We start from the raw sequence: 24,247 nt of genomic DNA, 5'->3' as shown, positions 1-24,247 counted from the left end.
AATCACTAATTCAGGTTCGCAAAGTGAGGGCGTAGTATAAAGATTAATTAAACTAGCGCAAGTGCTTATTCCAATTCTTACCTGTTTTGCATAACATATGCGCAATAAAATCTTAGTAAACCACTACACGCTTCGGGTGTATCATGTTTGCGTCGTCCACACTGGCAACGCCTAAAAAGAGATTGCTAGTGGCTTGATAAACGCGAACAACTTCCGCTACTTGTATATTGTCAAGCAAACTAGACGCTATTATAATATTGCGACCCTGCTGAAAATACAAAGTATCTTGTTCTGAAATTTCAACTCTTGCTAGCGCCTCTATAGGTGTATCCATGGGCAGCAGCAAGTTATCTAGATCTGTGAAGTCTTCAGCTTCATGCAGTGACTTTGGACCATTGAGCTGGCTATTTTGTATATCACGACTAGCTTCAACTAAGAAATCAAGCTCATCAAATGTCAGCATTTGTGACGCTTTATAGTGGGCAACTGCCGTTCTACGAAGCACGATAACATGCGCCCCACAGCCTAACATTTGACCTAAATCGTCAATTAAAGTTCTAATGTAGGTTCCTTTAGAACTGCTCACGTTTAATGATAGTTCATCCCCAATTAGGCTGATCCATTCAATACTACGAATTGTGATATCTCGCGCTGGTCTGTCTATGTTAATACCCTGACGAGCATAAAAATATAAAGGCTTGCCCTCATACTTAAGCGCTGAGAACATAGATGGAATTTGCTTAATTGGGCCAATGAAGTGCTTAATGGCGTCCTTTATATCAGCTTCATTTACTAGTACGGGCCTTGATTCTACGATTTCGCCGTCGGCGTCTGAAGTGTCGGTTCTTTCGCCTAGCTTTGCGGTTACAAAGTAACTTTTATCAGCATCAAGTAAGAACTGAGAAAACTTGGTCGCCTCACCTAAACATACTGGTAATAAACCTGTGGCTAAAGGGTCTAGGGCACCTGTATGACCGGCTTTAGCCGCTTTATAAATACGCTTAACACGCTGAACCACTTGATTTGAAGATATTTCTTGTGGTTTATCAACTAATAATATTCCGTTTATTAGGCGCCCTTTTCTTTTTCGCGCCATTTATTCATCGCTATTCTTTGTTGAATGTGTATCAGAAGCTTCATCGTGGTTTTCCTCACCAATGTGCTTAGCTTTGTCAGAAGCCACCGCTATATTCACTAAGGCTGAAATACGCGCACCTTCTTCTATGGAACTATCTTTGAAAAAGTGTACGGCGGGCACGTTACGCATTCTTATTCGTCGGCCTAATAAACCCCTTACAAAGCTTTTAGACTCTTGTAGTTTTTCAAAGTCATCATTTATTTTTTCAGGACTGTTGCTATAGAATGTAACAAATATCTTTGCATGCGCAAGATCTCTCGAGACCTCAACGCCCGATACAGTAATCATGCCTACTTCTGGCTCACGGTGCTTGAATTCATGCTGAAGTATACTTGCTACCTCTTTATGAATTTGTTGACCAACTCTGTCGGTTCTAGAAAATTCTCTGGCCATATCTTTACCTTTTTTACTATTACTACACTGTGTGTAAATAGCATAGTGACAAAAACGGAGGCACATGGCCTCCGTCCTATTTGGTTTTATTAAGTGCTATAACTCGCGTTTAACTTCAACAATCTCAAATACTTCTATTTGGTCGCCTACTTTAACGTCGTTATAGTTTTTAACGCCAATACCACATTCAATGCCTTTTTTGACATCTTGAACATCGTCTTTAAATCTGCGCAATGATTCTAACTCACCTTCATATATAACTACGTTTTCACGCAGTACACGAATTGGATTGCTACGTTTAATTACGCCTTCAGTTACCATACAGCCTGCGATTGCGCCAATTTTAGGTGATTTAAACACATCACGAACCATGGCTAAACCAATGATTTGCTGTCTAAACTCTGGCGCCAACATACCTGTCATCGCGAGTTTCACTTCGTCAATTAGTTCATAAATAATGCTGTAGTAGCGAAGATCAATTTCCTCAGCTTCAATCATTTTTCTTGCTGTAGCATCGGCTCGCACGTTAAAGCCAACGACAATTGCAGAAGATGCAGCCGCTAAGCTAGCGTCAGTCTCAGTTATTCCGCCTACGCCGCTACCTACTATGTTCACTTTAACTTCACTGGTAGACAGTCTTGTTAAGCTGTCGGCAATTGCCTCAATTGAACCTTGTACATCGGCTTTTAGAACAATATTTAACTCACTAACATCGCCGCTTTCCATGTTTGCAAACATGTTTTCAAGCTTAGCTTTTTGCTGTTTAGCTAATTTAAGTTCACGCTGCTTAGTATGACGCTTTGCTGCTACTTCACGCGCTTTGCGTTCATTTTGCACCACAAGCGCGCTTTCACCAGCAATAGGTATGCCTGACAAACCTAATACTTCGACAGGGGTTGAAGGACCTGCCGATTCAATATCGGCGCCTGTCTCATCGCGCATTGCCCGAACACGTCCGTATTCTTCGCCGCACAATAAAATATCACCAGCGCGTAATTCACCGGCTTGTATTAGTACTGAAGCAACCGGACCACGGCCCTTATCGAGCCGAGATTCAATCACAATACCGCGTGCTGGGCCATCAGGAATTGCCTGCAGGTCAAGCATTTCGGCCTGTATATTAATCGCTTCTAATAAATCGTCAACGCCCATGCCTGTTTTGGCAGATACGCTGACAAACTGGTAATCACCGCCCCACTCTTCAGAGATAACACCCACCTGTGAAAGTTCGTTTCTGACGCGATCAGGATCGGCCGACTCTTTATCCATTTTGTTTACGGCCACAATCATGGGAACACCAGCGGCAAGTGAATGCTGAATGGCTTCTTTGGTTTGCGGCATCACGCCATCGTCGGCAGCAACTACTAGTACCACAATATCGGTTGCAGTTGCGCCACGTGCACGCATTGCTGTGAATGCCGCGTGTCCTGGCGTATCTAAAAACGCGATGCGACCTTTGTCAGTTTGTACACTATATGCCCCTATGTGCTGAGTAATACCGCCGGCTTCACTGTCGGCAACTTTTGCACGTCGAATATAATCAAGTAAAGATGTTTTACCATGATCAACATGACCCATTATGGTAACAACTGGCGCACGCGACACTTTCTGCCCGCCTTCAGAGTTTGCAATAAGCTCTTCTTCAAGCGCATTTTCATTAACGATTTCGTATTTGTGATTCATCTCTTCAATCACAAGTATAGCCGTTTCTTGGTCAAGCACTTGATTAATAGTTGCCATCTCGCCCATTTTCATCATCGTCTTAATAACTTGCGTGCCTTTAACTGCCATACGGCTAGCTAAATCACTAACGGTGATTGTTTCACCTAGCTTGACAACCCTTTCGACTGGCATTACTGGCTTATTAAAGCTATGTTTAAGATCTTCACCTGCGTTCTTCTTAGACTTTTTGCGACGACGCCCACCACGCTCTATCTGCGCATCTTCCTCGTCTTCAGCTCTTTGCGCATAGCGATTTGAATGCAAATGAACTTCTTTAGCTTCATCCTTCTTGCGGCGTTCTTCCTCTTCTTTCCAACGACGCGAGTTTTCAGCGGCTAGCTTACGTGCATCTTCGGCGGCTTTGATCGCTTCTTTTTCAAGTTTTTTCTGGATTTCTTCTTCTTGCTGCTTTTTAAGATTTTCAGCTTCCGCTCTAGCAAGTTCTTGTGCTTTGCGTTCTTCATCAGTTAATTTAGAGTCAGTAGACTTGCGTTCTTCCGCTTCTTTTTTGGCTTTTTCTGCACGTGTAGCTCTTTCAGCGTCTTGCTGCTTGCGCGCTTCAGCCACTTTTTTAGCTTTTTCCACCGCTTCGGCTTTAGCGGCTTCAGCTACTTGGCGCTCTAATTCTTGGCGTACCTCGTCATCGGCTTTACGCTGCACTTCTTCTTGTGCTAAGCGCTCTAAATCAGCGTCTGAACGTTTAACGTAGGTGCGTTTCTTACGTACCTCTACTTTAACCGCTCTAGACTTGCCTAAGTTGAGCGTCGTGGTTGTTTTACGTTGAAGAGTCATTTTCATAGGCGCTTTTGCGCCCTCGCCGCCATGTTGTTTACTTAAAAAATCGAGCAGTTTCTGCTTTTCTTCTTCAGTTACATTATCTGCGGCTGCTTTGTCTATGCCTGCATCTTTGAATTGCTTTAATAATCGGTCAACAGTCGTGCTTATATCACTTGCTAACTTTTCTATGGTAACTTCTGCCATATCGAATAATTCTCCTATTGACCTATTCTTCGTTAAACCAAACGAGGTTTCTCGCTGCCATGATGAGCTCACCCGCTTTCGCTTCGCTTAACTCTTCAATGTCACTAATTTCGTCGGTGCCTTGTTCAGCTAACAACTCAAGGTTGGTGATGCCGCGGCTCGCTAGTATAAACGCTATGTGCTTATCCATACCTTCTAAATCGAGAAGTTCTTGCTGCGGTTGTGCCGACTCTAGCGATTCTTCATTCGCTAGCGCTCGGGTTGTTAAGGTGGCTTTTGCTCTACTGCGAAGTTCTTCAACAAGCTCTTCATCTAGTCCTTCAATGTCGAGTAACTCACTAATAGGCACGTAGGCTATTTCTTCTAAACTCGTAAAACCTTCGTCGACTAATAACAGCGCAAAATCTTCATCAATTTCTAGCCCTTCAGTAAACACTGATAGTACTTTTTGATTCTCTGCTTCGTGTTTAGTAGTCAAGTCAGCTACCGTCATCACGTTAAGTTCCCATCCGGTAAGCTGACTAGCTAAGCGAATATTTTGACCGTTACGACCTATAGCTTGAGCTAGGTTATCGGGCTCTACAGCAATGTCCATCGAATTGGCGTCTTCATCAACCACTATCGAAGAAACTTCAGCTGGAGACATCGCATTCACAACGAACGAGGCTGGGTTTTCATCCCACAGAACGATGTCTACGCGTTCGCCGCCTAATTCACTTGAAACAGCTTGCACTCGTGAACCACGCATGCCTACGCAGGCGCCAACAGGGTCTAAGCGTTTGTCATTGGTTTTCACTGCAATTTTAGCGCGTGCGCCTGGGTCGCGAGCACATGCTTTAATTTCCAATGTTTCTTCTGCTATTTCTGGCACTTCTAATCTGAATAATTCAACTAACATGTCGGGATGAGTACGGCTAATAAATAACTGTGCACCGCGTGCTTCTGGGCGGATAACGTAAAGTAGTCCACGCACCCGATCGCCTGGACGAAAAGTTTCGCGAGGCAGCATATCTTCTCTTAAAATAACCCCTTCTGCGTTGTTTCCTAAGTCGATAAGTACATTTTCACGGTTTACTTTTTTGACCGTACCTGTTACCAGCTCGCCTACTCTATCTTGATATTCGGCTATCATTTGGTCGCGCTCGGCTTCACGCACTTTTTGTACAATTACTTGCTTAGCGGTTTGTGTAGTAATCCGGTCAAATGCAATTGAATCAATTTGGTCTTCAACGAATTCACCTAATTGGATATCAGGTTCGTCGATTTGTGCCGCTGAAATAGTTATTTCAGCAAAGGGATTTTCCTGCACAATATCGTCCGCAACTACCATCCAGCGACGAAAAGTATCGAAAGCGCCTGTTTCGCGATTAATAGCGACACGGACTTCTATATTACCCTCACTTTTCTTTTTAGTGGCACTTGCTAATGCAAACTCCAAAGCTTCAAATATTTTTTCTTTTGGCACTTGTTTTTCATTTGAAACTGCTTCTGCTACTAGTAGTATTTCTTTGCTCATCTTCGCCTCATAGCTGATGTTAAGAACATAATAAATTTACTCAAATTCTGGCACTAAGTTGGCTTTTAGCACATTGTCATAAGCCAGTTCGAACTCTTCATTGTCTACGACCATTACAAAGCTACGTTCGTCGCAACTTTGTAATGTACCTTTAAAATTACGCCTGTCGTTTTGCGGCATTTGTAGTTTTATGGTTATGGTTTGTCCAAGTACCTGATTATAATGTTCAGGTTTGAAAAGAGGTCTGTCCATACCTGGTGATGAAACCTCTAAATTGTATTCATTGGTAATAGGATCTTCAACGTCTAGTACGGCACTGACTTGGCGACTTACGTCTGCACAGTCTTCTATTTCGACACCATTTTCAGAGTCGATATATATTCGCAAGGTAGAATGCTTACCAGCACGAATAAATTCTACGCCTACTAGCTCAAAACCAACCGCCTCGACGGGAGCTTCAAGCATTTGTGTTAATTTCTTTTCAAGCTGTGACAATCCCAACTCCATTTATACATATAAAAAAAGGGCTTATAGCCCAATAAACATTGCTTTAAGTGCGTGACAGAAACAAAAAAGCCCCGAGCATGCGGAGCTATTACCTAAGTTCAAGTTATTTGATGCTGCTGACACAAAATAGTAATAGCTGCTTGTACATTTTGATAAAACCTACGCAGTAGATTTAGTCATACCTGCTTGCTTTAACGTTGCTTTGTAATGACTTCTAACATAGATATTCTCAGACTATGCAAACATTCAGGGAGTTCGTTACTCAAGTTTGTAATTGTACTAGCACCGCGACAATATCGCAAATAAAAAACCACGCAGCTAAGCGTGGTTTTTAAGGTGGTTGCGGGAGCAGGATTTGAACCTACGACCTTCGGGTTATGAGCCCGACGAGCTACCAGACTGCTCCATCCCGCGTTTGAATTCCGGTTAACTTGAACTCTGTCTCTTCAAGTTGGGCGTATTATACATAGCAGAATTTAGTATGCAACTGCTAAATACGATATTTTTACTGCTTGCACAAAGTTTACACAAAACGAAATGTATAGCTCGTTTTATGAGCAAAACTGTTCCATTTTACTTGCGAGTTCAAAATCAAGCTCACTTATACCATTCACATCATGTGTCGTTAAATCAATTACCACTTTATTGTAAACATTGAACCATTCAGGGTGATGCTTTAATTTTTCAGCCCAAATCGCAATTTGTGTCATCCACCCAAACGCTCTAATAAAGCTCTTGAAGGTAAATGTTTTATGTAGCTTGTCGTCTTTTATTTGCCATTTATTATCCCCCGCCTTTTCATTTAAAAGTTGCAAATGGTGATTTATTTCTTTATCGCTTAGTTTATTTGGCATATGTAAGTTCCTCAAGCGTATCGAGTTAATGTCTACATCATAACAATATAAACGACTGCAGACTAAAAGCAGATCACCATCTGCTAGAATATGACGCTGACAAAAACGGCTTCAAAAAGAAGCCGTTTTGTAGTTTTAACAAGCGTTAGCAAGCAAATTGTCTATTAATAGTGCCTAGTTGATTAAAATTCTACAGCGAATCTTGCGTATACCTGACGTCCTCGAGGGTCATGTACTTTTGAATCAAAGCCACTGTTAGTGAAAAGCTGTGGAGGGTTTTCATCAAGCATATTAATAGCTCCAAGGCTAAGTAAATAGCTTGTTTGTGTACCCAGCAACTGACTTATATCAATATTTATTTGTCCGTCAAAAATCGTGTGGCTCTCAACTTCTTTTAGTCCTTGTGCTGAACAACCAGCTGCAATAGGCCCGCCATCGGCGCAGTTCTGATCGTCGTCGTAAGCGCTAATATAACGCGCAAAAATATTTGCACTATAAGCGCCGTTAGTCCAATTCAATCCCAAATTAGCGCGTAGTTCAGGTGATGAAACACCAATGTTCGTGAAATTACGTCTGCCTGCTCCATCAATTATGCCGGCCTGTGGGTCGTCTAATTCATACTCGGTAACATAAGTCATTTGCAATGTAGGCGTAAATCGACCCATGCCCTCGGTCTCTATTTTGTAGCTAGTAACAAAATCAAAACCTGATGTATTAAGTGAACTCGCATTCACAAATGTATTATTCACTTGAATTAAAGGTCCGGTAAGTGGATCTCCAGCTCTTATTATACGAGTTGTGTCACTAGGATTTAAGGACAAGATTGCTTGTGCACTTTCTTGAATAATTAGGTCTTTAAAATCAAAGTTCCAATAATCAACTTCTACTGTTAAACCGTCGATAGGCTCCAAAGAAAACCCAATGTTATAAGCGGTAGACTCTTCAGGCGTAAGGTCGGCATTCCCTGAAGTTCTTACGGCGGCAAATGCATTAGCGTTTATAAGTGGATCATTCAACTGCTGCAAACTAGTGGCACCACCGTTTTGCATAAACACAGAAGGTGCTCTGAACGAAGTTGAGATAGAAGCACGTACAGAGAAATCTTCAGTTGCTCTGTAGTTGAACGCAAATTTTGGATCAACGGTGTTACCTACCGTGCCACCGTAGTCTTCAAAACGTAAAGCAATTTGAATATCTAAATCTTCGGTTACTGGCAACGCTATTTCGGCAAATGCCGCAATAACACTTATACTGTCGTCAAAATCAGGGTTACCTATTACGAACGAAAAGCTGTCTTCATTTGATAACTTGTCATAGTCCTGCATCAAAGATTCTTCACGATATTGCAGTCCAAGTGCAAGACCTGCGGCGCCACCATCCATTTCAAAAATATCGAATGACGCAAATCCTTCGATAACTTCTAAAGTAGACTTAGAATCGATTACTTGATCTGCCGAAAACGAGTCAATAACATATTGAGAGTTAGGAGATGTTGTATAGGAGGTAGCAAATGGGTTGAAGTATTCACAACCGCCCTCACCCGGTGTGCCGGTAACCGGATTACACTCGGCCCCGCCAAAACCATTTAGGGCTAGGTTAAATTCAGTGTTTAGAACATCTTCTACTCTAAATAAGAAATTATTGGTGGCGTTAGTATAACTGACCTCCCAAAAGCCGTTTTCTAACTCACCTTGCAGGGATGTATTAAATCTAAAGGTATCTGACTCGGTGTTAGCTGGGTCAGCGTCAAATCCGTTGCCTTCAGCACGCCCAAAGAACATGACCGGCCTACCGAAAACGTTGTTTGGATGGGTAGCTGGTACGATAGGGCCACGAAGATTAGGAAAACTTGGTGCGCCTCCACGCTCCGCCCTATTTCTTGCTATACCAACCTCGGTGCTCCAAAGAAGTGTGTCAGTAATATCATAGTTTGCTTTGAAATAGGCATTAACTCGCGTTTCATCCGGGACGTAAGAGTAGCCCGGACCGAAATCAAACCCACAGGTACCTTCTTCAAACGGAGTTAGCCCTTGCAGAGTTGGAATTGGATTTGGAAAACCACCAAATTCGGCACAGCCTGTAGGGTCAATAATAGGCAACGCACCAATAAAGAATGTGCCTGGATTTCCCAAAGCACTGGTATCATCTTGCGGACGAGACAAACGTCTGTCACTTAAAAATAAAGGGGAGCGATTAGTATAACTAAGTGCTGCCATCACATTGCCTTTTTCGCCCGTTGCACCAAATAAGCCTTGAATGACATACTCTTTGTTGTTGCCATGAGCACCATCTTGATAATCAAAGGAGACTTTGGCGCCGTCATATTGTCGTTTGGTAATAAAGTTGACAACACCCGCTACGGCATCAGAGCCATACAAAGCGGAAGCGCCATCTTTTATAATCTCAACGCGATCAATTGCAATCATTGGCACCAGCGAGCTTGTGTCTACAAAGTTGAGTCCCTCGTTAGTTTGCTGTGAGTTTACTACTTGCCGACGGTTGTTCAACAGCACAAGAGTTGACGCAACGCCTAGCCCGCGTAAATTAATATTCGATGTCCCTGCTGTTGCATTTTGAGTAAAAGCGTCAGGGTTATTTTCAGCACCCGAATTAATCGTTAAAGTTTGTGTAATATCAGCAATATTTTTAGCACCAATTGCGTCTATTGCAATACTGTCCACTACGGCGAGAGGTGAAGGTGATTCGAAATTTTCACTGCGCCTAACAAAACTGCCCGTTACCATAATAAGTTCTACCTGGCTGGCTTCATCTTCTTGTTCTTGTTCTTGTGCAATTGCTAGTGTTGGTAGTGCGAGCATCTGCGTTGCTACAAATGCAGCAATAATGGTTTTTTTACCTGTAAATTTCATATGCTATCCCCAGTGTGGGTGCATTAGTCGAAATGCACTTTATTATTTTTTTACGTCCACGCATGCGAACGCTTCAAAGATATTAGGCTTTAGATGATAAATTGTAAATAAAATGTTATTTATCTGTATCTATAAGCTATAAATATGGTCTAACCAGGTAAACTAAAATGTAAATTTTAGTCCTTTGCTTTTAATACTAGTGTCAAAAAGGTGCCAATTAAAGCAGGTTTCTGTCTACCCTCTATTAGCACTTTACCTTCAAATTTATATAAATTACCAGTCGACTTATTTTCTATATTGACTAGGGTAAACACGTACTTAATTTTATCATTAACCCGAACTGCTTCAATAAAACGCAAAGAATCCATGCCATAATTGATCATGGTTGTTGTTTTCGGATTAACAACAATAGCCTCGGCAAACATTTGCGGCATCAGCGACAGCGTTAAAAAACCGTGGGCAATGGTTGTTTTGTAAGGACTAAGTTTTGCACATTTTTCGCTATCGAGGTGTATCCATTGGTGATCGCCTGTTGCGTCGGCAAACTTTTGAATTTGTTCTTGAGTCACCCTGTGTAAATTGGGGCTTTCGTGAGTGCTTCCTACTGCCAAGTGCATAATATCCATGGGCTGGCCTTATTCGTTATTCTAATTGAAAATTATTTATACTATTCATTTGATTTATACATCAACTTATCTATTATGTTAATCACTTATTAATAATTATGATAGTTAACCCAGGAACTTGTATTTATGAACCTGCATAGAATCGACCTTAACTTATTTGCTGTTTTTGATGCTATTTATACCGCTGGCAGTTTAACCAAAGCAGCAGATGTTTTATGCATTACCCAGCCTGCGGTGAGTAATTCGCTGGCACGTTTACGCGACATGTTAAACGATCCTCTTTTTGTTAGAACCGGCCACTCCATGACACCTACTCCAGTCGCGCAAAACATTATAGTGCCAGCAAGGCAGGCCTTAGGACTGCTGCGTAAGAGTGTTCAACAAAGTCATATTTTTGAGCCTGAAACCTCCACCAAAGTATTTAACTTTGCTAGCAGAGATTTACTCGAAGTGAGCATTATGCCTAGGTTATTGGCGCAATTGCAGCACACCGCGCCAAATATTACTCTCACCAACTATGAAATACCTCGCCAGCAAATAGTCTCGTCGATGGCATCTGGTAATTTAGACTTTTATGCCGATGCCTCTACCTTCAGCGATATTCATTTGAAGAAGCAAGTTATTGCCACTGACCGCTTTGTTGTGCTCGCCAGAAAAAACCACCCTGTGGTAAAAAATAGTATGAACATGGATGACTTTTTGAAATTAGGTCACATTAATATTTCTCAACGTAAATCAGGTCCAGGACCTGTGGATGTAGCCTTAGACAAGCTCGGCAAAAAAAGAAGGGTCGTAATGCGCGGTCAACACTTTTTAACCGCGCCTAGCGCGGTTTCAAAGTCTGATCTTATCGTGTGTATGCCCTATCATTTGGCAAAACACTACGAGCTAGCAATGTTTGAATTACCATTTGAGCTCCCCCGCATTGAATACTTTTTATATTGGCATTTAAGCGCCGATCATGATGCTGCCCATCAATGGATGCGCGATCAAATTGCGGAGGTTGCAAAAGCCTACGATCACGGCTAAGGCCTATAGACGAAAGCACAAGCCCTGTATAATAAGAATACTTAGCAATAGCGCAACGTTTCGGCACGTCTAGGACCATTGAAAGTTTATGGGACCAAAAATTTGCGCATGCAAACGCTTACCTGCTCGGGTAGTTGATGATGCAGCCAGTGGTTCGCATCATCAAATTTAATTATCTGCAGGTGCTCGACCCAATTATCTAAGCCATTTAGCACTTCTGGGACAAATGCGGTGTCTTTCATACCCCACAGCACTAAAGTAGGCACGCGGATACGAATATTAGGCAGTTTTAGGGTCTGCTTGCCTTGAATTCTAGTGGTCACTAAGTTGGGCATGCATTTGTAGTAGGCAAACGAATGTTGCATGCTCAATCGGTCATCCCATTGGGCTAAATAATGCACCTGTTGCAGCGCAGATAATTTAGTAAACCAGCCGCCGTACAACTTTTTCAAGCGGTAAAAATTGTCTGCAGTCACCAACGCGTATCCTTCTTCGGATATTAAGTCAGTAATATAATCAGAGCGCTGCTGTTGTAAGATATTGCTTGCCATTTCGCGCGTAAACGTTGAAGGGTGGGCTGCATTCATAATAATAATTCTATCTATTAGCGGGGCGTGAAACGCGGCTAACGGCCAAGCGATGGCGCCGCCCCAATCATGTGCAACTAAGACTATTTTTTGGCCTTTGTTCACGCTTTCAATAAATTCAGCCATGCAGGTTATTAAGTTTTCTATTGTATAGTTTTTGGCATCGCCTAAACCGAGACTAAAATTATAACCGGGTAAATCAGGCGCGTAAACATGATGGGTGTCACTAAAGTGATATAAATAATACTCCCAACTCCAGCTGTTTTCTGGAAATCCATGCAGCATTATCATGATGGGTTTATTTACCACGCTTATCTCCTCTCCTGCGTGCAAATAAGTAATTGTGGTGTTTGACAATGCGATAGAATTTTGCTGAATATGCATGCGCCTATGTGATTCCTAAAAGTGTTGCGTGCTAACAGCTTTGCTTGCACCAAAAAAAAGGTGGGCTAATATGCCCACCTTTAGTTTTAATTCTCAGTCTATAATTAGCAACTTTATATTGCCAACAATACAAGTTGCTGACAATGAGCCCTAATTCGGCTAAGCGCTTAACCTACTTTAAACAGCTCTGGTTTCATTTGCATCAGATTGTCGCTGCCTGAATGAATTGATGACACAAGTGAGCGCGTGCGCGACAGCATTCGATCGAAATAGAACTTAGCAGTGTGTATTTTAGCTTCATAAAAATCTTTTTCTGTAGTGCCCTCGTCTAGCTTCTTCTGCGCGACTACGGCCATTTGTAGCCAGAAATAACCTACCGTTACATAGCCTGCATACATTAAATAATCGACCGATGCTGCGCCTAACTCGTCAGGGTTATTAGCGGCTGCTTTACCAATGTCTTGGGTGATTTGTAGCCATTCATCAACATGAGAATCAACTGAGTTTATCCATGTGGTGAATTGCGATTCACCTCTAACCTGAGCGCAATAATCCTTAATTTCTTTAGTGAAAACATTAAGCAGTTCGCCCTTAGATCCCATTATTTTTCGTGCCAATAAGTCAATGGCTTGAATACCGGTCGTGCCCTCATACATGGTACAAATGCGGGTATCGCGAGCCAATTGTTCCATGCCCCATTCTGCAATATAGCCGTGTCCGCCATATACCTGCATACCATAGCTAGTCGCTTCTTGCGCAGTCTCTGTTAAGAATGCTTTTACGATTGGCGTTAACAGAGCTAGTTTAGAATCGGCTATTTTATTTTCAGCTTCATCTTTGCCGTAAGTGGTAATATCCACCAGCTTCATGCAGTAGTTGGCTAATGCTCGGTTACCCTCGGCTAAAGACTTTTGGGTTAATAGCATGCGCCGCACATCTGGATGAACAATAATTTGATCGGCAGGACCTTCTGGATTTTTCACGCCAGTCATTGAACGGAATTGGGTGCGGTCTTGTGCATAGGCTAATGCGCCTTGAAACGCTGCTTCAATGGCAGATAAACCTTCAACACCGGTGCCTATACGGGCAATGTTCATGAACGTGAACATGCAGTTCAAACCGCGGTTAGCTTGGCCAATTAAGTGCGCTGTAGCACCATCAAAATTAATCACGCAGGTCGCGCTGCCCTTAATACCCATTTTATGCTCAATAGAGCCACATTTAACCGCGTTGCGCTCGCCTGGTTCACCCTTTTCATCAAGGTTGAATTTAGGCACTATAAACAAGGAAATGCCTCTTGTACCAGCGGGAGCGTCTGGCAATCTTGCCAATACAAGGTGAATAATGTTGTCTGACATGTCATGTTCACCGGCTGATATAAATATTTTAGTACCTGTTAAGCTATAGGTACCGTCGTCGTTTGGCTGGGCCTTACATTTAAGCATGCCTAGATCTGATCCACAGTGTGACTCAGTTAGGCACATTGTGCCGGTCCATGAACCTTCGATTAGTTTTAGCAAGTACAAGTCTTGCTGTTCTTTAGTACCGTGTCCTTTTAAGGTTTCCATACAGCCTTGACTCAAGCCCGGATACATGGCCCATGAATGGTTAGCCCCTGAAAACCATTCCGCCATAGAGGTAGCGAGTGAATAAGGTAAGCCTTGGCCGCCAAACTCTTCAGGATGCGCCATTGACGGCCAACCACCTTCAACATAAGTCGCGTAGGCTTCTTTAAAACCGTCAGGGGTGGTAACAACGCCGTCGTCTATTTTACACCCTTGTTGATCGCCAATTGCGTTGATGGGAGCGAGCACGTTTTCAGCAAACTTTCCCGCCTCTGCGTAAATTGCTCTTATCAGGTCTTCGCTTGCATCTTCAAAACCAAGTTTTTTATAGTGCGACTGCATATCTAATAATTCGTGGGTTATAAATAGTGTGTCGCGCTGTGGCGCTTTATAATTTTGCATGTTTACTACCTTTATAATTAATTTATCGTGATGATTACGCTTTGAAACCCGCAAATGTTTGCTGTTTTTGAGCAAGTTCTTCCAAAAGTGGCGACGGTGTAAACCAATGTTTACCATATTCGCCTAAAGCTGTTTCATAATGCTTCATTCTTGCTAATACTTCTTTCACGCCTATTTCGTCCGCGAACTTCATAGGCCCTCCGCGATATACAGGAAACCCATACCCATACACGTAAATGACGTCAATGTCGCTAGCTCGCTGGGCAATGCCTTCTAATAGGATGTTGGCTCCCTCGTTTATTAGTGGGTATATACAGCGTTCAAGAATTTCTTGATCGCTTATATCGCGCCGTTGAATGCCTAGTTCTTTCGCCTTTCTTTTGGCGATATCAAGTACGCTTGGGTCGGGTATGGGCGAACGGCTTCCTGCATCATATAAATACACGCCCTTCCCAGCTTTTAAGCCCACCCTGCCAGCTTCAACTAGTTCATCAGCCACAGTGCAATAAGATGGATCGTGACTGATAAACTCTTTGCGCGACTGCCTCACAAAATAACCAATATCTAAACCTGCCATATCACCCATGGTAAAAGGGCCCATTGGCAGGCCAAAATCATATATCACTTTATCGATTTGCTGCGGTGTAGCGCCTTCTAACATAAGTCTTCCGGCTTCTCGACCATACACTTCTATCATTCGGTTGCCCACAAAACCAAAACATACGCCCACCAGCACGCCCACCTTTTTAATGGTCTTGGCTAAATGCATCGCTGTTTTTATTACATCGTCTGCTGTTTTTGCGCCCTGCACTATTTCAAGCAGTTTCATTACGTTAGCAGGCGAGAAGAAATGCAAGCCTATTACGTCTTGCTCACGAGATGTGCACTGCGCAATTTCGTCTAAATCGAGGGTAGAGGTATTACTGGCTAATATTGCACCTGGCTTACACACCTTATCAAGTGCTTCAAAGACTTGCTTTTTAACCGACATTTTTTCAAATACAGCCTCTATCACCAAATCTACCTCTGACAAATCGTCATAGGAGGTTGTGCCCGTTAACAATTCCATACGCTGCTCTACTTGCTCTTGGGTCAACTTGCCTTTTTTCGCTGAGTTTTCGTAGTTACGACGTATCAGTTCTAGACCTTTGTCAAGCGCCGCTTGTTCTAGCTCGAGCAGTACCACCGGAATACCAACATTGGCAAAATTCATGGCGATACCGCCACCCATTGTGCCGGCACCGATTATGGCTACTTGTTTGATGTCTCGAAGCGCAGTGTCTTTAGCAATTTGGGGAAGTGCGCCGGCGACGCGTTCAGCAAAAAAGAAATGTTGTTGCGCGCGAGCCTGGGGGGTATGCATACACTCTTCAAATAATTCACCTTCTCGCTTGAGTCCTTGGGCAAAAGGCAATTCAAAAGCAGCTTTTACAGCCTCGATACATTTTGCAGGAGCAAAAAAACCACGTGCCTTAGCGCTGGTTTGCACTTTCGTTTGCTCACATAAGGCCTCAATTTCGGGGCTGCTGCTTAATTTTATGAGACTTGTGGCTGGAATTACTTTACCCACCGCTTGTTTTGCTACTTTTATGGCTTGCACCAACAACTCGCTTGGCTCAACAATACTGACAAACAGCTCGCTTATGGCTTTTACCGACGTTGGCGCTCCCGTAACAATCATTTGCAACGCTTTTTCAGGTGCAATTAAACGAGGCAGGCGTTGCGTGCCGCCTGCACCTGGGAGTATGCCTAAGTGTACTTCCGGAAGGCCGACTTTGTTGTGATTTGTGCTTAGTCGATAATGACATGCCAAGGCTAATTCTAAACCGCCGCCAAAAGCACCGCCGTTAACCGCCGCAACAACAGGTTTGCTGCTGTTTTCAACAAGCGTTAGCACATCAGGTAAAATTGGCGCTAAATCACCACTTGAAAATTCTGAGATATCGGCGCCGGCGCTAAACAAGGCTAACTCGCTTGTAATGACGATTGCTTCAACATTGTCATTGGCTAAAGCCATATTCATGGCATCTATTAAACCTGTTCTTATCGCCTTTGAAAGTGCATTCACAGGCTTATTAGCCATGCTTATAATGCATATATTTTCGTTAACTGCATAATTGACTACACTCACTATCACCACCGTAACCTATTTGAACTTACATTATTTTATTAACAAAATGTTAAAACAAGTAAGCGTTTACCGCTAATTTATTGCTGTTATACACCACAATAAGCAAGTTTGATTGTAGCGACTAGTTTACTACATCTGCACATGCTGATAAGCAAGGCCAATCTTCTAGCAGGGATCGTTGCCAGAACCACTTTGATATTAGCGCTATTATTTTAAAGGCCTGCAAATGATTGCTTTATAGAGCGCTTACACCCTTAACTAATGGCTAATAGCCTATTAATTCATCGCTACATTCTTTATTCAAGCTCATGTAGAGTATTTTATGTAATACGATTGTATCGCCAAGGTATCGCTCTCCACCTGAGTTGTTTTGTATAGTAATGCCGTAAACACAACTCAGCTTGCAGAAGTATCATGTCGAAAAAATTACTTGTACCCACCCCCGGAGGTCACTTTTTTATTTTACGGCAGCGTTATCTTACGGCAGTAAAATCACTTTTCCTTTTACCAAGCGCGACGTCACTTTATTAATCGCGTCAACCGCGTTTGCTAAACTAAAAGCTTCATCTACCACCACTTTTACTTTGCCTTGCGTGTACCATGTTACCAATTCTTTCATATTCATCATAAAATCTTGTGGTTGGTGCTGAGTAAAAGACCCCCAGAACACCCCCACCACGGAGAAACCTTTAACCAGTGCAAGATTTACCGGAAACTTAGGAATGTCACCACCTGCAAAACCAATAACAAGCAAGCGTCCTGACCACGCCATTACGCGCGTACAGGCATGAAACGTATCGCCGCCCACGCATTCGTAAACTACGTCTACGCCTTTTCCTTTGGTGAGGGCTTTTACTGTTTCTTTTAAATCTTGTTGGCTATGATTGATAGTAATGTCGGCGCCGTTTTGTTTAGCTACTTTACACTTCTCATCGCTTGAACACACGGCAATAACGGTCGCGCCCATTGTTTTTCCAATTTGCACCGCAGCAAGTCCGGTTCCGCCAGCCGCACCTGTCACTAGCAAGGTTTCCCCAGATTGTAAGTGCGCTCGCTGTTTTAAAGCGTGGTGTGCAGTAGCATGCGCGGTTAACAAACCCGATGCTTCTTGCAAAGGAATAGCATCAGGAATGGGCATAACCTGCATGTACGGCACCGCTACCTTTTGTGCATAGCCGCCTAGCTGGCACATGGCAATAACTTTCATGCCTACTTTCAGATGAGAGACACCCTCACCTACTTGCGAAATAGTACCAGAGACTTCGGTGCCTGGAATAAACGGCAGTTCAGGTTTCATCTGATACAGCCCCTGCACCAGCAGGCTGTCTGGAAAATTTACGCCAGCTGCAACAACGTCAATTAATACCTCGCCTTTACCTGCACTAGGCGTGTCGACTTCTTCGTAAACTAATTCAGATACGGGTGCAAATGATTTACATAAGATTGCTTTCATTAAAGATGACTCCTTTATAATTTCTTGTTACGACCTAGCACAAGGTTTTTACCTAACTGCATCATATGCACCTGATCAGGGCCATCTGCTAGTCTAATAGTACGAGCATAGGCAAGAGTTGCCGATAAAATAGTGTCTTGAGACGTACCTAAGGCGCCGTGTATTTGAATCGCTTCGTCAATTACTTCACAGGCCATTTTAGGTGCGACTATTTTAATGGCGGCAATAATATTTTTAGCGACTTTATTCCCGTAGTTATCCATGTTGTCAGCGGCTTTTAGTGTGAGTAATCGTGCTTGTTCAATTTTGCAGTACATTTGCGCAATACTTTCGCGCACAGACTGCTGCTTGCTTAAAGGTTGGCCAAAGGCAATGCGGTTTTCGATCCGCTCGCAGGTCATGTCTAGCGCGCGCTGAGCGCAGCCAATTAGGCGCATGCAGTGATGAATACGACCTGGACCTAATCGTCCTTGCGCCACTTCAAAACCGCGGCCTTCCCCTAATACTAAATTTTCTTTAGGAACTTTGACATTTTCAAACAGCACCTCGGCATGGCCAATTGGCTCGTCTAAATACCCCATTGCCGCCATTGGTCTTACCACGGTAACACCCGGAGTATTAAGGGGCACCAAAATTTGAGACTGCTGTTCATGACGTGCGGCCGATGGGTCAGTTTTTCCCATTACAATGAGAATTTTGCAGTTATTGTTCATTGCGCCACTGGTATACCACTTACGTCCGTTAATTTGGTAGTGGTCGCCTTTATTTTCGATGCTGGTTTCTATATTTGTAGCATCCGAGGAGGCAACCTCAGGCTCAGTCATAGCAAACGCAGAGCGTATTTCACCGTTTAGAAGGGGTAACAACCATTTATCTTTTTGTGCTTGCGTCCCATATTTGGCTATTACTTCCATATTGCCAGTGTCGGGCGCGCTACAGTTAAATACCTCAGAGCTGAACATTACTGTGCCCATTAATTCACACAGCGGCGCATACTCCAAGTTAGTCAGGCCAGCACCGTGCGGTAAATACTCTTTGGGTAAAAATAAATTCCATAAGCCTTGGGCTTTCGCCTTGTCTTTGAGTGCTTCCATAAGCTGGGGCGTTTGCCAGCGGTCAGTACTACTGGCCACTAAATTATGATAATGCTCTTCAATGGGATAAATTTCTGTGTCCATAAAGGTAGACAGCTTTGCCATCAAATCTTGGACTTTACTACTATGGTCAAAATTCATGGTGTTCTCCTTGCCGTTTTTGCGGCTATTAACTGTAAGTAATTTTTGCTAAATGTGCGAACGTATCTAAGTGAGGCACATTGTTAAAGCTATTTAACTGAAAACCTGCGCGGTTAAAGTAAAAATGATTCACGCTAGTGTTTTTAATTTGTAAATTAAAGGCAATGGCCTGTTCTACCGATGTATTTAGCAAGGCCATCAAAAATACTGCCATTGCCCCGCCTGAACTCACTACCAGTACATTTTGATGATCGCTTTGGTGGATGCTTTGCGCGCTTTCTTGCACACGGGCACAAAACTGCACCCACGTTTCACCGCCTAATAATACCAGTGATTCGTTTGACCACGCCAGCATGGCTTTTTTTAAGACTCTATACCACTGGCTTCGCGGCGCACCAGAAACAGGCGCTTGCTCTGGACTTGCTTGTAAATAGGCAGCGACAATCATTTCAAAATCAAACTCGTTCCAGCCTGCGTCAGTGGTAATAAGGTGCTCATTGCTTTGGCCTACAATACCGCTAGCGGTTTGTTTGTGCCTAAGCATATTGCCAGCAACCACCAAGTCGAAGCTTTGTTTGCGCTGGGCAAAATAATCCCCTAGTAAGGCGGCCTGCTGGTGACCTAAGTCGCTCAAGTTATCATAATCATGCGCACCAAACGAAGCTTGGGCATGACGTACTAAAATCATTTGTGCCATTTTTTGTCCATTCACAATTGTAAATTTAAGGTTAATTGTTTTAAAAGCATAATAGTAATTGTTTATCTTGATATAAGTACATCAACCGAAAATATACCCTTTGTTTAATGCAGATCAAATGCACATGTTTCAATGCCTGCTATTGTCTACCCAACATTCTTACAAGAGCCACATTTATGAGCACTGCCGAATTTTTTGACAAAAACATGCTAAACAAATATAACACCACAGGCCCGCGTTATACCTCATACCCAACCGCATTGGCATTTAACAAAGCATTTAACGAAGCTGATTTTGTTCATAGTGTTAGCCGCTTAAAAACCACAAAAATAAAGCCTAGCGTGTCACTTTATTTGCATATCCCGTTTTGTCATTCACTTTGCTATTACTGTGGCTGCAATAAAATAGTCACTCGTAATCAAGATAAGCTTGCTAAATATTTGTCTTATTTAAAGCAGGAAATTCGCCTTCGAGCCACTCAATTTCCAGGATTTGAAGTAAGCTCAGTGCATTTTGGCGGCGGTACGCCTAGCTGTTTTAGCGCCCAACAGTTGAACGCCTTGTTACAGGAAGCTCGCAGCAGCTATATCTTTGCCGACAGTATACAGCAGAGCATTGAAATAGATCCCCGCCAGATTGACCTTCAGTATATTGACGAACTGCGAGATATCGGTTTTACCCGACTCAGCATTGGTGTGCAAGACGTAAACCCCTGTGTGCAAGAAAGAATAAATCGCGTACAAAGCACCGACTTCATCTGCAAACTTATTGCAAGATCCAAAGATGTTGGTTTCGCCTCCGTTAATATCGATCTTATCTACGGTCTGCCAAGCCAAGATGCAGATAAACTTGCCAATACGCTCAAGCAAGTTAACCGCATGGACCCAGACCGAATATCCTTATTCAGTTACGCGCATATGCCTAGTTTGTTTCCCGCACAGCGCAAAATTAAAGATGAATGGTTGCCGTCAAGCGACACCAAATTTTCTTTATTTCAGCAAAGTATTACTACTTTGTGCAATCAAGGTTATGAATTTATTGGCATGGATCATTTTGCTAAACCAAGTGATGAACTCAGTCTGGCAGCAAAAGCACGTACTTTATCTAGAAACTTTCAAGGGTATACCAGCGACCAGTCAGACTGTTTGTTGGGCTTAGGAGTTTCATCAATCAGTAGTTTAGGCAGCGCCTATGCTCAAAATGTAAAAAAACTAGGTGAATATTATAAGGCCATAGACGGCTTGCAACCCCTGCTTGAAAAAGGCCTTGCCTTAAACGATGATGACATAATTCATCGAGCTATTATTAATCAGCTGATGTGCAACTTTTACGTGAACAAAGCAGAATTTAGCGAAAAATTTGAGATTGATTTTGACGCATATTTTAAAGATTGTTTGCAGCAGCTGCAGCCATTTGAACGTGACAATTTAGTCACAAACAATTCAGACAGTATTACTATACGTTCCAGAGGGCGCTTGCTGGTGCGCAACATTTGCATGAGCTTCGATCAATACCTGATGAGTCCTGCCCATAAGCTACGATACAGTCGTGTAATTTAGCCTTTCTTGTTAGCCTCTCTTGTTAAGCAATCAAACCCTCAAATTAATACGGCAAGATTAGATCTTACCGTATTAACATTTATGTTGTTGACCGACAACTAAATGGGCGATCCCGGCGGCATAGGCTTTAGCACAACGGCCATAGGCCATTTGTCGTGCTGCCAATAATGCTCAACATGCTTAAGCAGAACTCTATTGGCTAGCTTATCGTCGTATTTCTTCAGCCATTTTTGATAATCGATTAATACGTTCTGCATTTCTAGCTTGGCATCAGGGCTTAGTTCATCATTAGCTAGTGCATCAAAAAATACCGACAGCGCCACCATTTTAATGCGCTGGCTTAATCTATCTGGGTCGTTATTTTTAATCAGCCGGTTAAATACCAAGGTGCTTACTTTGGTTACCGAGGGAATATCTGTGTACATTGCATGCTGAAAACCGAGTCTGTTTAGCCGTTCAGCCTGAAGTAATATAGTAAGCGTGTGCGCACTAATTGACTCTGCTGCCGTTATGGGATCAAAAGCAATGCCCATTCTTGAAGGCATACTCTCTCGGGTTCGTTGACTGCCGTAGGCTTTGGGCGGAATTTGCGCTATTAAGTCCTGTGGCAGGCGCAAATAATCGGCTGTGGCGCTTTGTATTATAAGACCTAAAGCACGTTCCTGCTGCTTTCCATCCACAAAGCTCACATTCGCTGCCTGTTGATCCTGCTTAACCGAATAGCGATAGTTGACCCCCGATATTTGTTTCACCAACGCGTCTAACTGGTATCGATGTGAGTAATACACCGGCACTAACCTTCTTTCTAAATCTGAGTAGTTCCCATTAAACGGTAAATTGTCGCTACCGAATTGATTTAAAGCAAATTCTCGCACTTCGCTTACCCGCTTAAACTCAGCGATTGCATTTTTGCCATTATCCCACAAATGGCCGTTGGCAGAGGCTCTTTTCGAAATACGCGCGTCAGGGTCTGATTTATACAAAAAACCAGTGTCTATGGCATTCTTTACAAGGGCTAATAGGGCTGCAGGTTCTTCCTTTTTGTTGGCAAAATCTTGATAGCCATAGGCAATAACGTATTTGTCCCAATCTCCTATTCCTGATGCGTATGCCGTTGATATATCTATTTTACCGTTTGTTAATTCGATAAGTGGGTGCGGGTAGTCCATTACCGACGCTCTATCGTTTTCACTTGCCGCAAAATTATGCGCAATGCCAAGGGTGTGCCCAACTTCATGCGCCGATAGCTGCTTTATTCGGTCAAGTGCTAGGGTGAGTTCTTTGCTAGTATCATCAAGTTCATTAGCAGACGAAGATGTGTAAGGCGCGGTGAAACCTGTGGCGATTAAGAAGTCTTGTCTTACGCGCAAACTGCCTAAGGTTACATGACCTTTAATAATTTCACCTGTACGCGGATCAATGACTGAACTACCGTAAGACCAGCCACGTGTGGCGCGGTGTACCCATTGAATTACGTTATAGTTAACATCCATAGGGTCGGCGCCATCGGGCAATACTTTAACTTGAAATGCGTTGATATAGCCGGCTGCCTCAAACGCTTCATTCCACCACATGGCGCCTTCTTTTAACGCGCTCAAGACGGGCTCTGGAATGCCAGGGTCTAGGTAATAAATGATGGGTTCTACCGCCTCGCTCCGTGCAGCGCGGGGATCTTTTTTCGCTAATCGATGACGAGGAATGAAGGCCTGCTCCATGTCAGCTTCAATGGGCACGGAATAGTCCATGAAACTATGTTTCCAATAGCCTGAAAAGGGATGAAACTGTCGCGTTTGATAATTATCGTCTGGTAAAGCGATGAAAGAATGATGCAAGTGCACCGATACACTTTTTGGATCGGGCGTCACATCTTTAATAAACTGACCTTTTGGTGAGCCGCCAAAGGTGACTAATGCTTCTAATTCGATGTTGTTGGTGAACGCTTTAGTGCGCGGTAAGTATATGCCCGAACGAGCTGTATCTAGGCTATAAGCGCCCTGTCCTATGCGCTCGAGGCGATCTACAATACCATGGATATCAGATAGCAAAAACGCGGTATAGTTAATCGATACGGTGGTGGGTGTTTCATTGGCTATTTCAAAGCCTGCGATGACTGAACTGGCGAAGGCTTCGTTAATACTTTTACGCTCAGCGACGTTGTCAGTCACCGCACGATAGTCTGTGTTTAGCTGATTCAACAGCAGCTTATTGCCGAAGCGCTCAAATTTAACCAAGCGGGTATCGCCAAGCTGTCCGCGATCTAGGCCAATATCATTTGAACCAATCCCTTGGGGTAAGCTACTTTGAAAAATGTAGGTGTTACTTAGCTGCTGTTTGTCCAAACGCAAAAATACTGAGTCTGTTGCTGGCTCATGCATTATATCTATCATGCCGCTGAGAATTTGTTTATTCGCTATAAAGTCTTTGGGCTTATCAGGCACATTAGACATTACGTTAAGCGCAAAAACAGTTAGACCAACTAATATTATTATCTGTATGAAACGCGTCAAAATTAACTCCTGTTATTCTATTAAATTGAATTGTTCGGTTATGTTCATCTCTTTTAACAATATTATACTGGCCGCACGCACACCAGTCATT

The 24,247-nt window shown here is 43.0% G+C and carries 17 protein-coding genes and 1 tRNA gene; 2 read left to right on the top strand and 16 right to left on the bottom strand.

Annotation, left to right across the window (positions count from 1 at the left end; translation table 11 throughout):
- Window positions 1-112: 112 nt before the first annotated feature.
- From truB to BAE46_RS08380, 9 genes are all read right to left on the bottom strand, one after another.
- Entirely contained in the window at window positions 113-1,096 is a 984-nt protein-coding gene (truB, locus tag BAE46_RS08420; RefSeq protein ID WP_006003373.1) for a tRNA pseudouridine(55) synthase TruB, read from the bottom strand.
- Window positions 1,097-1,531, bottom strand: coding sequence for a 30S ribosome-binding factor RbfA (gene rbfA / locus BAE46_RS08415; protein ID WP_006003372.1), 435 nt, complete (start codon window positions 1,529-1,531; stop codon window positions 1,097-1,099).
- Window positions 1,532-1,627: 96 nt separating this feature from the next.
- A complete protein-coding gene (infB, locus tag BAE46_RS08410) occupies window positions 1,628-4,234 on the bottom strand; it encodes a translation initiation factor IF-2 (RefSeq protein ID WP_006003371.1) in 2,607 nt (868 codons plus the stop codon).
- A 22-nt stretch (window positions 4,235-4,256) separates the two neighbouring features.
- Window positions 4,257-5,750: a transcription termination factor NusA gene (gene nusA / locus BAE46_RS08405; protein ID WP_006003370.1), complete on the bottom strand. Its 1,494-nt coding sequence runs from the start codon at window positions 5,748-5,750 to the stop codon at window positions 4,257-4,259.
- A 36-nt stretch (window positions 5,751-5,786) separates the two neighbouring features.
- Window positions 5,787-6,245, bottom strand: coding sequence for a ribosome maturation factor RimP (rimP, locus tag BAE46_RS08400; RefSeq protein ID WP_006003369.1), 459 nt, complete (start codon window positions 6,243-6,245; stop codon window positions 5,787-5,789).
- A gap of 349 nt (window positions 6,246-6,594) precedes the next feature.
- Window positions 6,595-6,671 (bottom strand) — tRNA-Met (locus tag BAE46_RS08395).
- Window positions 6,672-6,808: 137 nt separating this feature from the next.
- Entirely contained in the window at window positions 6,809-7,111 is a 303-nt protein-coding gene (locus tag BAE46_RS08390) for a 4a-hydroxytetrahydrobiopterin dehydratase (RefSeq protein ID WP_006003368.1), read from the bottom strand.
- Window positions 7,112-7,293: 182 nt separating this feature from the next.
- Window positions 7,294-9,981 (bottom strand): TonB-dependent receptor plug domain-containing protein, encoded by a 2,688-nt coding sequence (locus tag BAE46_RS08385; RefSeq protein WP_070112351.1) that lies wholly within the window; start codon window positions 9,979-9,981, stop codon window positions 7,294-7,296.
- Window positions 9,982-10,157: 176 nt separating this feature from the next.
- Window positions 10,158-10,607, bottom strand: a complete 450-nt coding sequence (locus BAE46_RS08380) for a MaoC family dehydratase (RefSeq protein WP_006003366.1) — start codon at window positions 10,605-10,607, stop codon at window positions 10,158-10,160.
- A 126-nt stretch (window positions 10,608-10,733) separates the two neighbouring features.
- Between BAE46_RS08380 and BAE46_RS08375 the strand changes: the two genes are divergently transcribed.
- On the top strand, window positions 10,734-11,636 hold the full coding sequence (locus BAE46_RS08375) for a LysR family transcriptional regulator (RefSeq protein WP_006003365.1): 903 nt from the start codon (window positions 10,734-10,736) through the stop codon (window positions 11,634-11,636).
- A gap of 86 nt (window positions 11,637-11,722) precedes the next feature.
- Here BAE46_RS08375 and BAE46_RS08370 read toward each other — a convergent pair whose 3' ends face one another.
- The 6 genes from BAE46_RS08370 to BAE46_RS08345 form a co-directional block, all read right to left on the bottom strand.
- Window positions 11,723-12,607, bottom strand: coding sequence for an alpha/beta fold hydrolase (locus tag BAE46_RS08370; protein WP_006003363.1), 885 nt, complete (start codon window positions 12,605-12,607; stop codon window positions 11,723-11,725).
- A 167-nt stretch (window positions 12,608-12,774) separates the two neighbouring features.
- Window positions 12,775-14,574 (bottom strand): acyl-CoA dehydrogenase C-terminal domain-containing protein, encoded by a 1,800-nt coding sequence (locus tag BAE46_RS08365; protein ID WP_006003359.1) that lies wholly within the window; start codon window positions 14,572-14,574, stop codon window positions 12,775-12,777.
- A 34-nt stretch (window positions 14,575-14,608) separates the two neighbouring features.
- Complete coding sequence (locus BAE46_RS08360) at window positions 14,609-16,705, bottom strand: 3-hydroxyacyl-CoA dehydrogenase NAD-binding domain-containing protein (protein WP_274378071.1); 2,097 nt, start codon at window positions 16,703-16,705, stop codon at window positions 14,609-14,611.
- A 478-nt stretch (window positions 16,706-17,183) separates the two neighbouring features.
- A complete protein-coding gene (locus BAE46_RS08355) occupies window positions 17,184-18,158 on the bottom strand; it encodes an NADPH:quinone oxidoreductase family protein (RefSeq protein WP_070112349.1) in 975 nt (324 codons plus the stop codon).
- A 14-nt stretch (window positions 18,159-18,172) separates the two neighbouring features.
- Window positions 18,173-19,393: an acyl-CoA dehydrogenase family protein gene (locus tag BAE46_RS08350; RefSeq protein WP_070112347.1), complete on the bottom strand. Its 1,221-nt coding sequence runs from the start codon at window positions 19,391-19,393 to the stop codon at window positions 18,173-18,175.
- Window positions 19,394-19,421: 28 nt separating this feature from the next.
- Window positions 19,422-20,090 carry a histidine phosphatase family protein gene (locus BAE46_RS08345; protein ID WP_070112346.1) on the bottom strand — a complete coding sequence of 223 codons (669 nt, stop codon included), beginning with the start codon at window positions 20,088-20,090 and terminating at the stop codon, window positions 19,422-19,424.
- A gap of 176 nt (window positions 20,091-20,266) precedes the next feature.
- On the opposite strand from BAE46_RS08345, the gene hemN reads away from it, so the two are divergent.
- Window positions 20,267-21,649 carry an oxygen-independent coproporphyrinogen III oxidase gene (gene hemN, locus BAE46_RS08340; RefSeq protein WP_070112344.1) on the top strand — a complete coding sequence of 461 codons (1,383 nt, stop codon included), beginning with the start codon at window positions 20,267-20,269 and terminating at the stop codon, window positions 21,647-21,649.
- A 98-nt stretch (window positions 21,650-21,747) separates the two neighbouring features.
- Here hemN and BAE46_RS08335 read toward each other — a convergent pair whose 3' ends face one another.
- Window positions 21,748-24,096 (bottom strand): zinc-dependent metalloprotease, encoded by a 2,349-nt coding sequence (locus BAE46_RS08335; RefSeq protein WP_425307102.1) that lies wholly within the window; start codon window positions 24,094-24,096, stop codon window positions 21,748-21,750.
- Window positions 24,097-24,247: the final 151 nt, after the last annotated feature.

This window comes from Glaciecola punicea (assembly GCF_001756615.1).
GTDB lineage: Bacteria > Pseudomonadota > Gammaproteobacteria > Enterobacterales > Alteromonadaceae > Glaciecola > Glaciecola punicea.
Note: the sequence above shows the minus strand (reverse complement) of the source record. Positions and strands in the feature narration are given on the sequence as shown.

Bases quoted from the DNA above. Each gene is read 5' to 3' on its own strand.
- BAE46_RS08365 (WP_006003359.1), bottom strand. From the start codon at position 14,574: ATGCAAAATTATAAAGCGCCACAGCGCGACACACTATTTATAACCCAC.
- BAE46_RS08370 (WP_006003363.1), bottom strand. From the start codon at position 12,607: ATGCATATTCAGCAAAATTCTATCGCATTGTCAAACACCACAATTACT.
- BAE46_RS08345 (WP_070112346.1), bottom strand. From the start codon at position 20,090: ATGGCACAAATGATTTTAGTACGTCATGCCCAAGCTTCGTTTGGTGCG.
- BAE46_RS08355 (WP_070112349.1), bottom strand. From the start codon at position 18,158: ATGAAAGCAATCTTATGTAAATCATTTGCACCCGTATCTGAATTAGTT.
- infB (WP_006003371.1), bottom strand. From the start codon at position 4,234: ATGGCAGAAGTTACCATAGAAAAGTTAGCAAGTGATATAAGCACGACT.
- rbfA (WP_006003372.1), bottom strand. From the start codon at position 1,531: ATGGCCAGAGAATTTTCTAGAACCGACAGAGTTGGTCAACAAATTCAT.
- hemN (WP_070112344.1), top strand. From the start codon at position 20,267: ATGAGCACTGCCGAATTTTTTGACAAAAACATGCTAAACAAATATAAC.
- BAE46_RS08335 (WP_425307102.1), bottom strand. From the start codon at position 24,096: ATGTCTAATGTGCCTGATAAGCCCAAAGACTTTATAGCGAATAAACAA.
- BAE46_RS08380 (WP_006003366.1), bottom strand. From the start codon at position 10,607: ATGGATATTATGCACTTGGCAGTAGGAAGCACTCACGAAAGCCCCAAT.
- truB (WP_006003373.1), bottom strand. From the start codon at position 1,096: ATGGCGCGAAAAAGAAAAGGGCGCCTAATAAACGGAATATTATTAGTT.
- BAE46_RS08375 (WP_006003365.1), top strand. From the start codon at position 10,734: ATGAACCTGCATAGAATCGACCTTAACTTATTTGCTGTTTTTGATGCT.
- BAE46_RS08350 (WP_070112347.1), bottom strand. From the start codon at position 19,393: ATGAATTTTGACCATAGTAGTAAAGTCCAAGATTTGATGGCAAAGCTG.
- nusA (WP_006003370.1), bottom strand. From the start codon at position 5,750: ATGAGCAAAGAAATACTACTAGTAGCAGAAGCAGTTTCAAATGAAAAA.
- BAE46_RS08385 (WP_070112351.1), bottom strand. From the start codon at position 9,981: ATGAAATTTACAGGTAAAAAAACCATTATTGCTGCATTTGTAGCAACG.
- BAE46_RS08390 (WP_006003368.1), bottom strand. From the start codon at position 7,111: ATGCCAAATAAACTAAGCGATAAAGAAATAAATCACCATTTGCAACTT.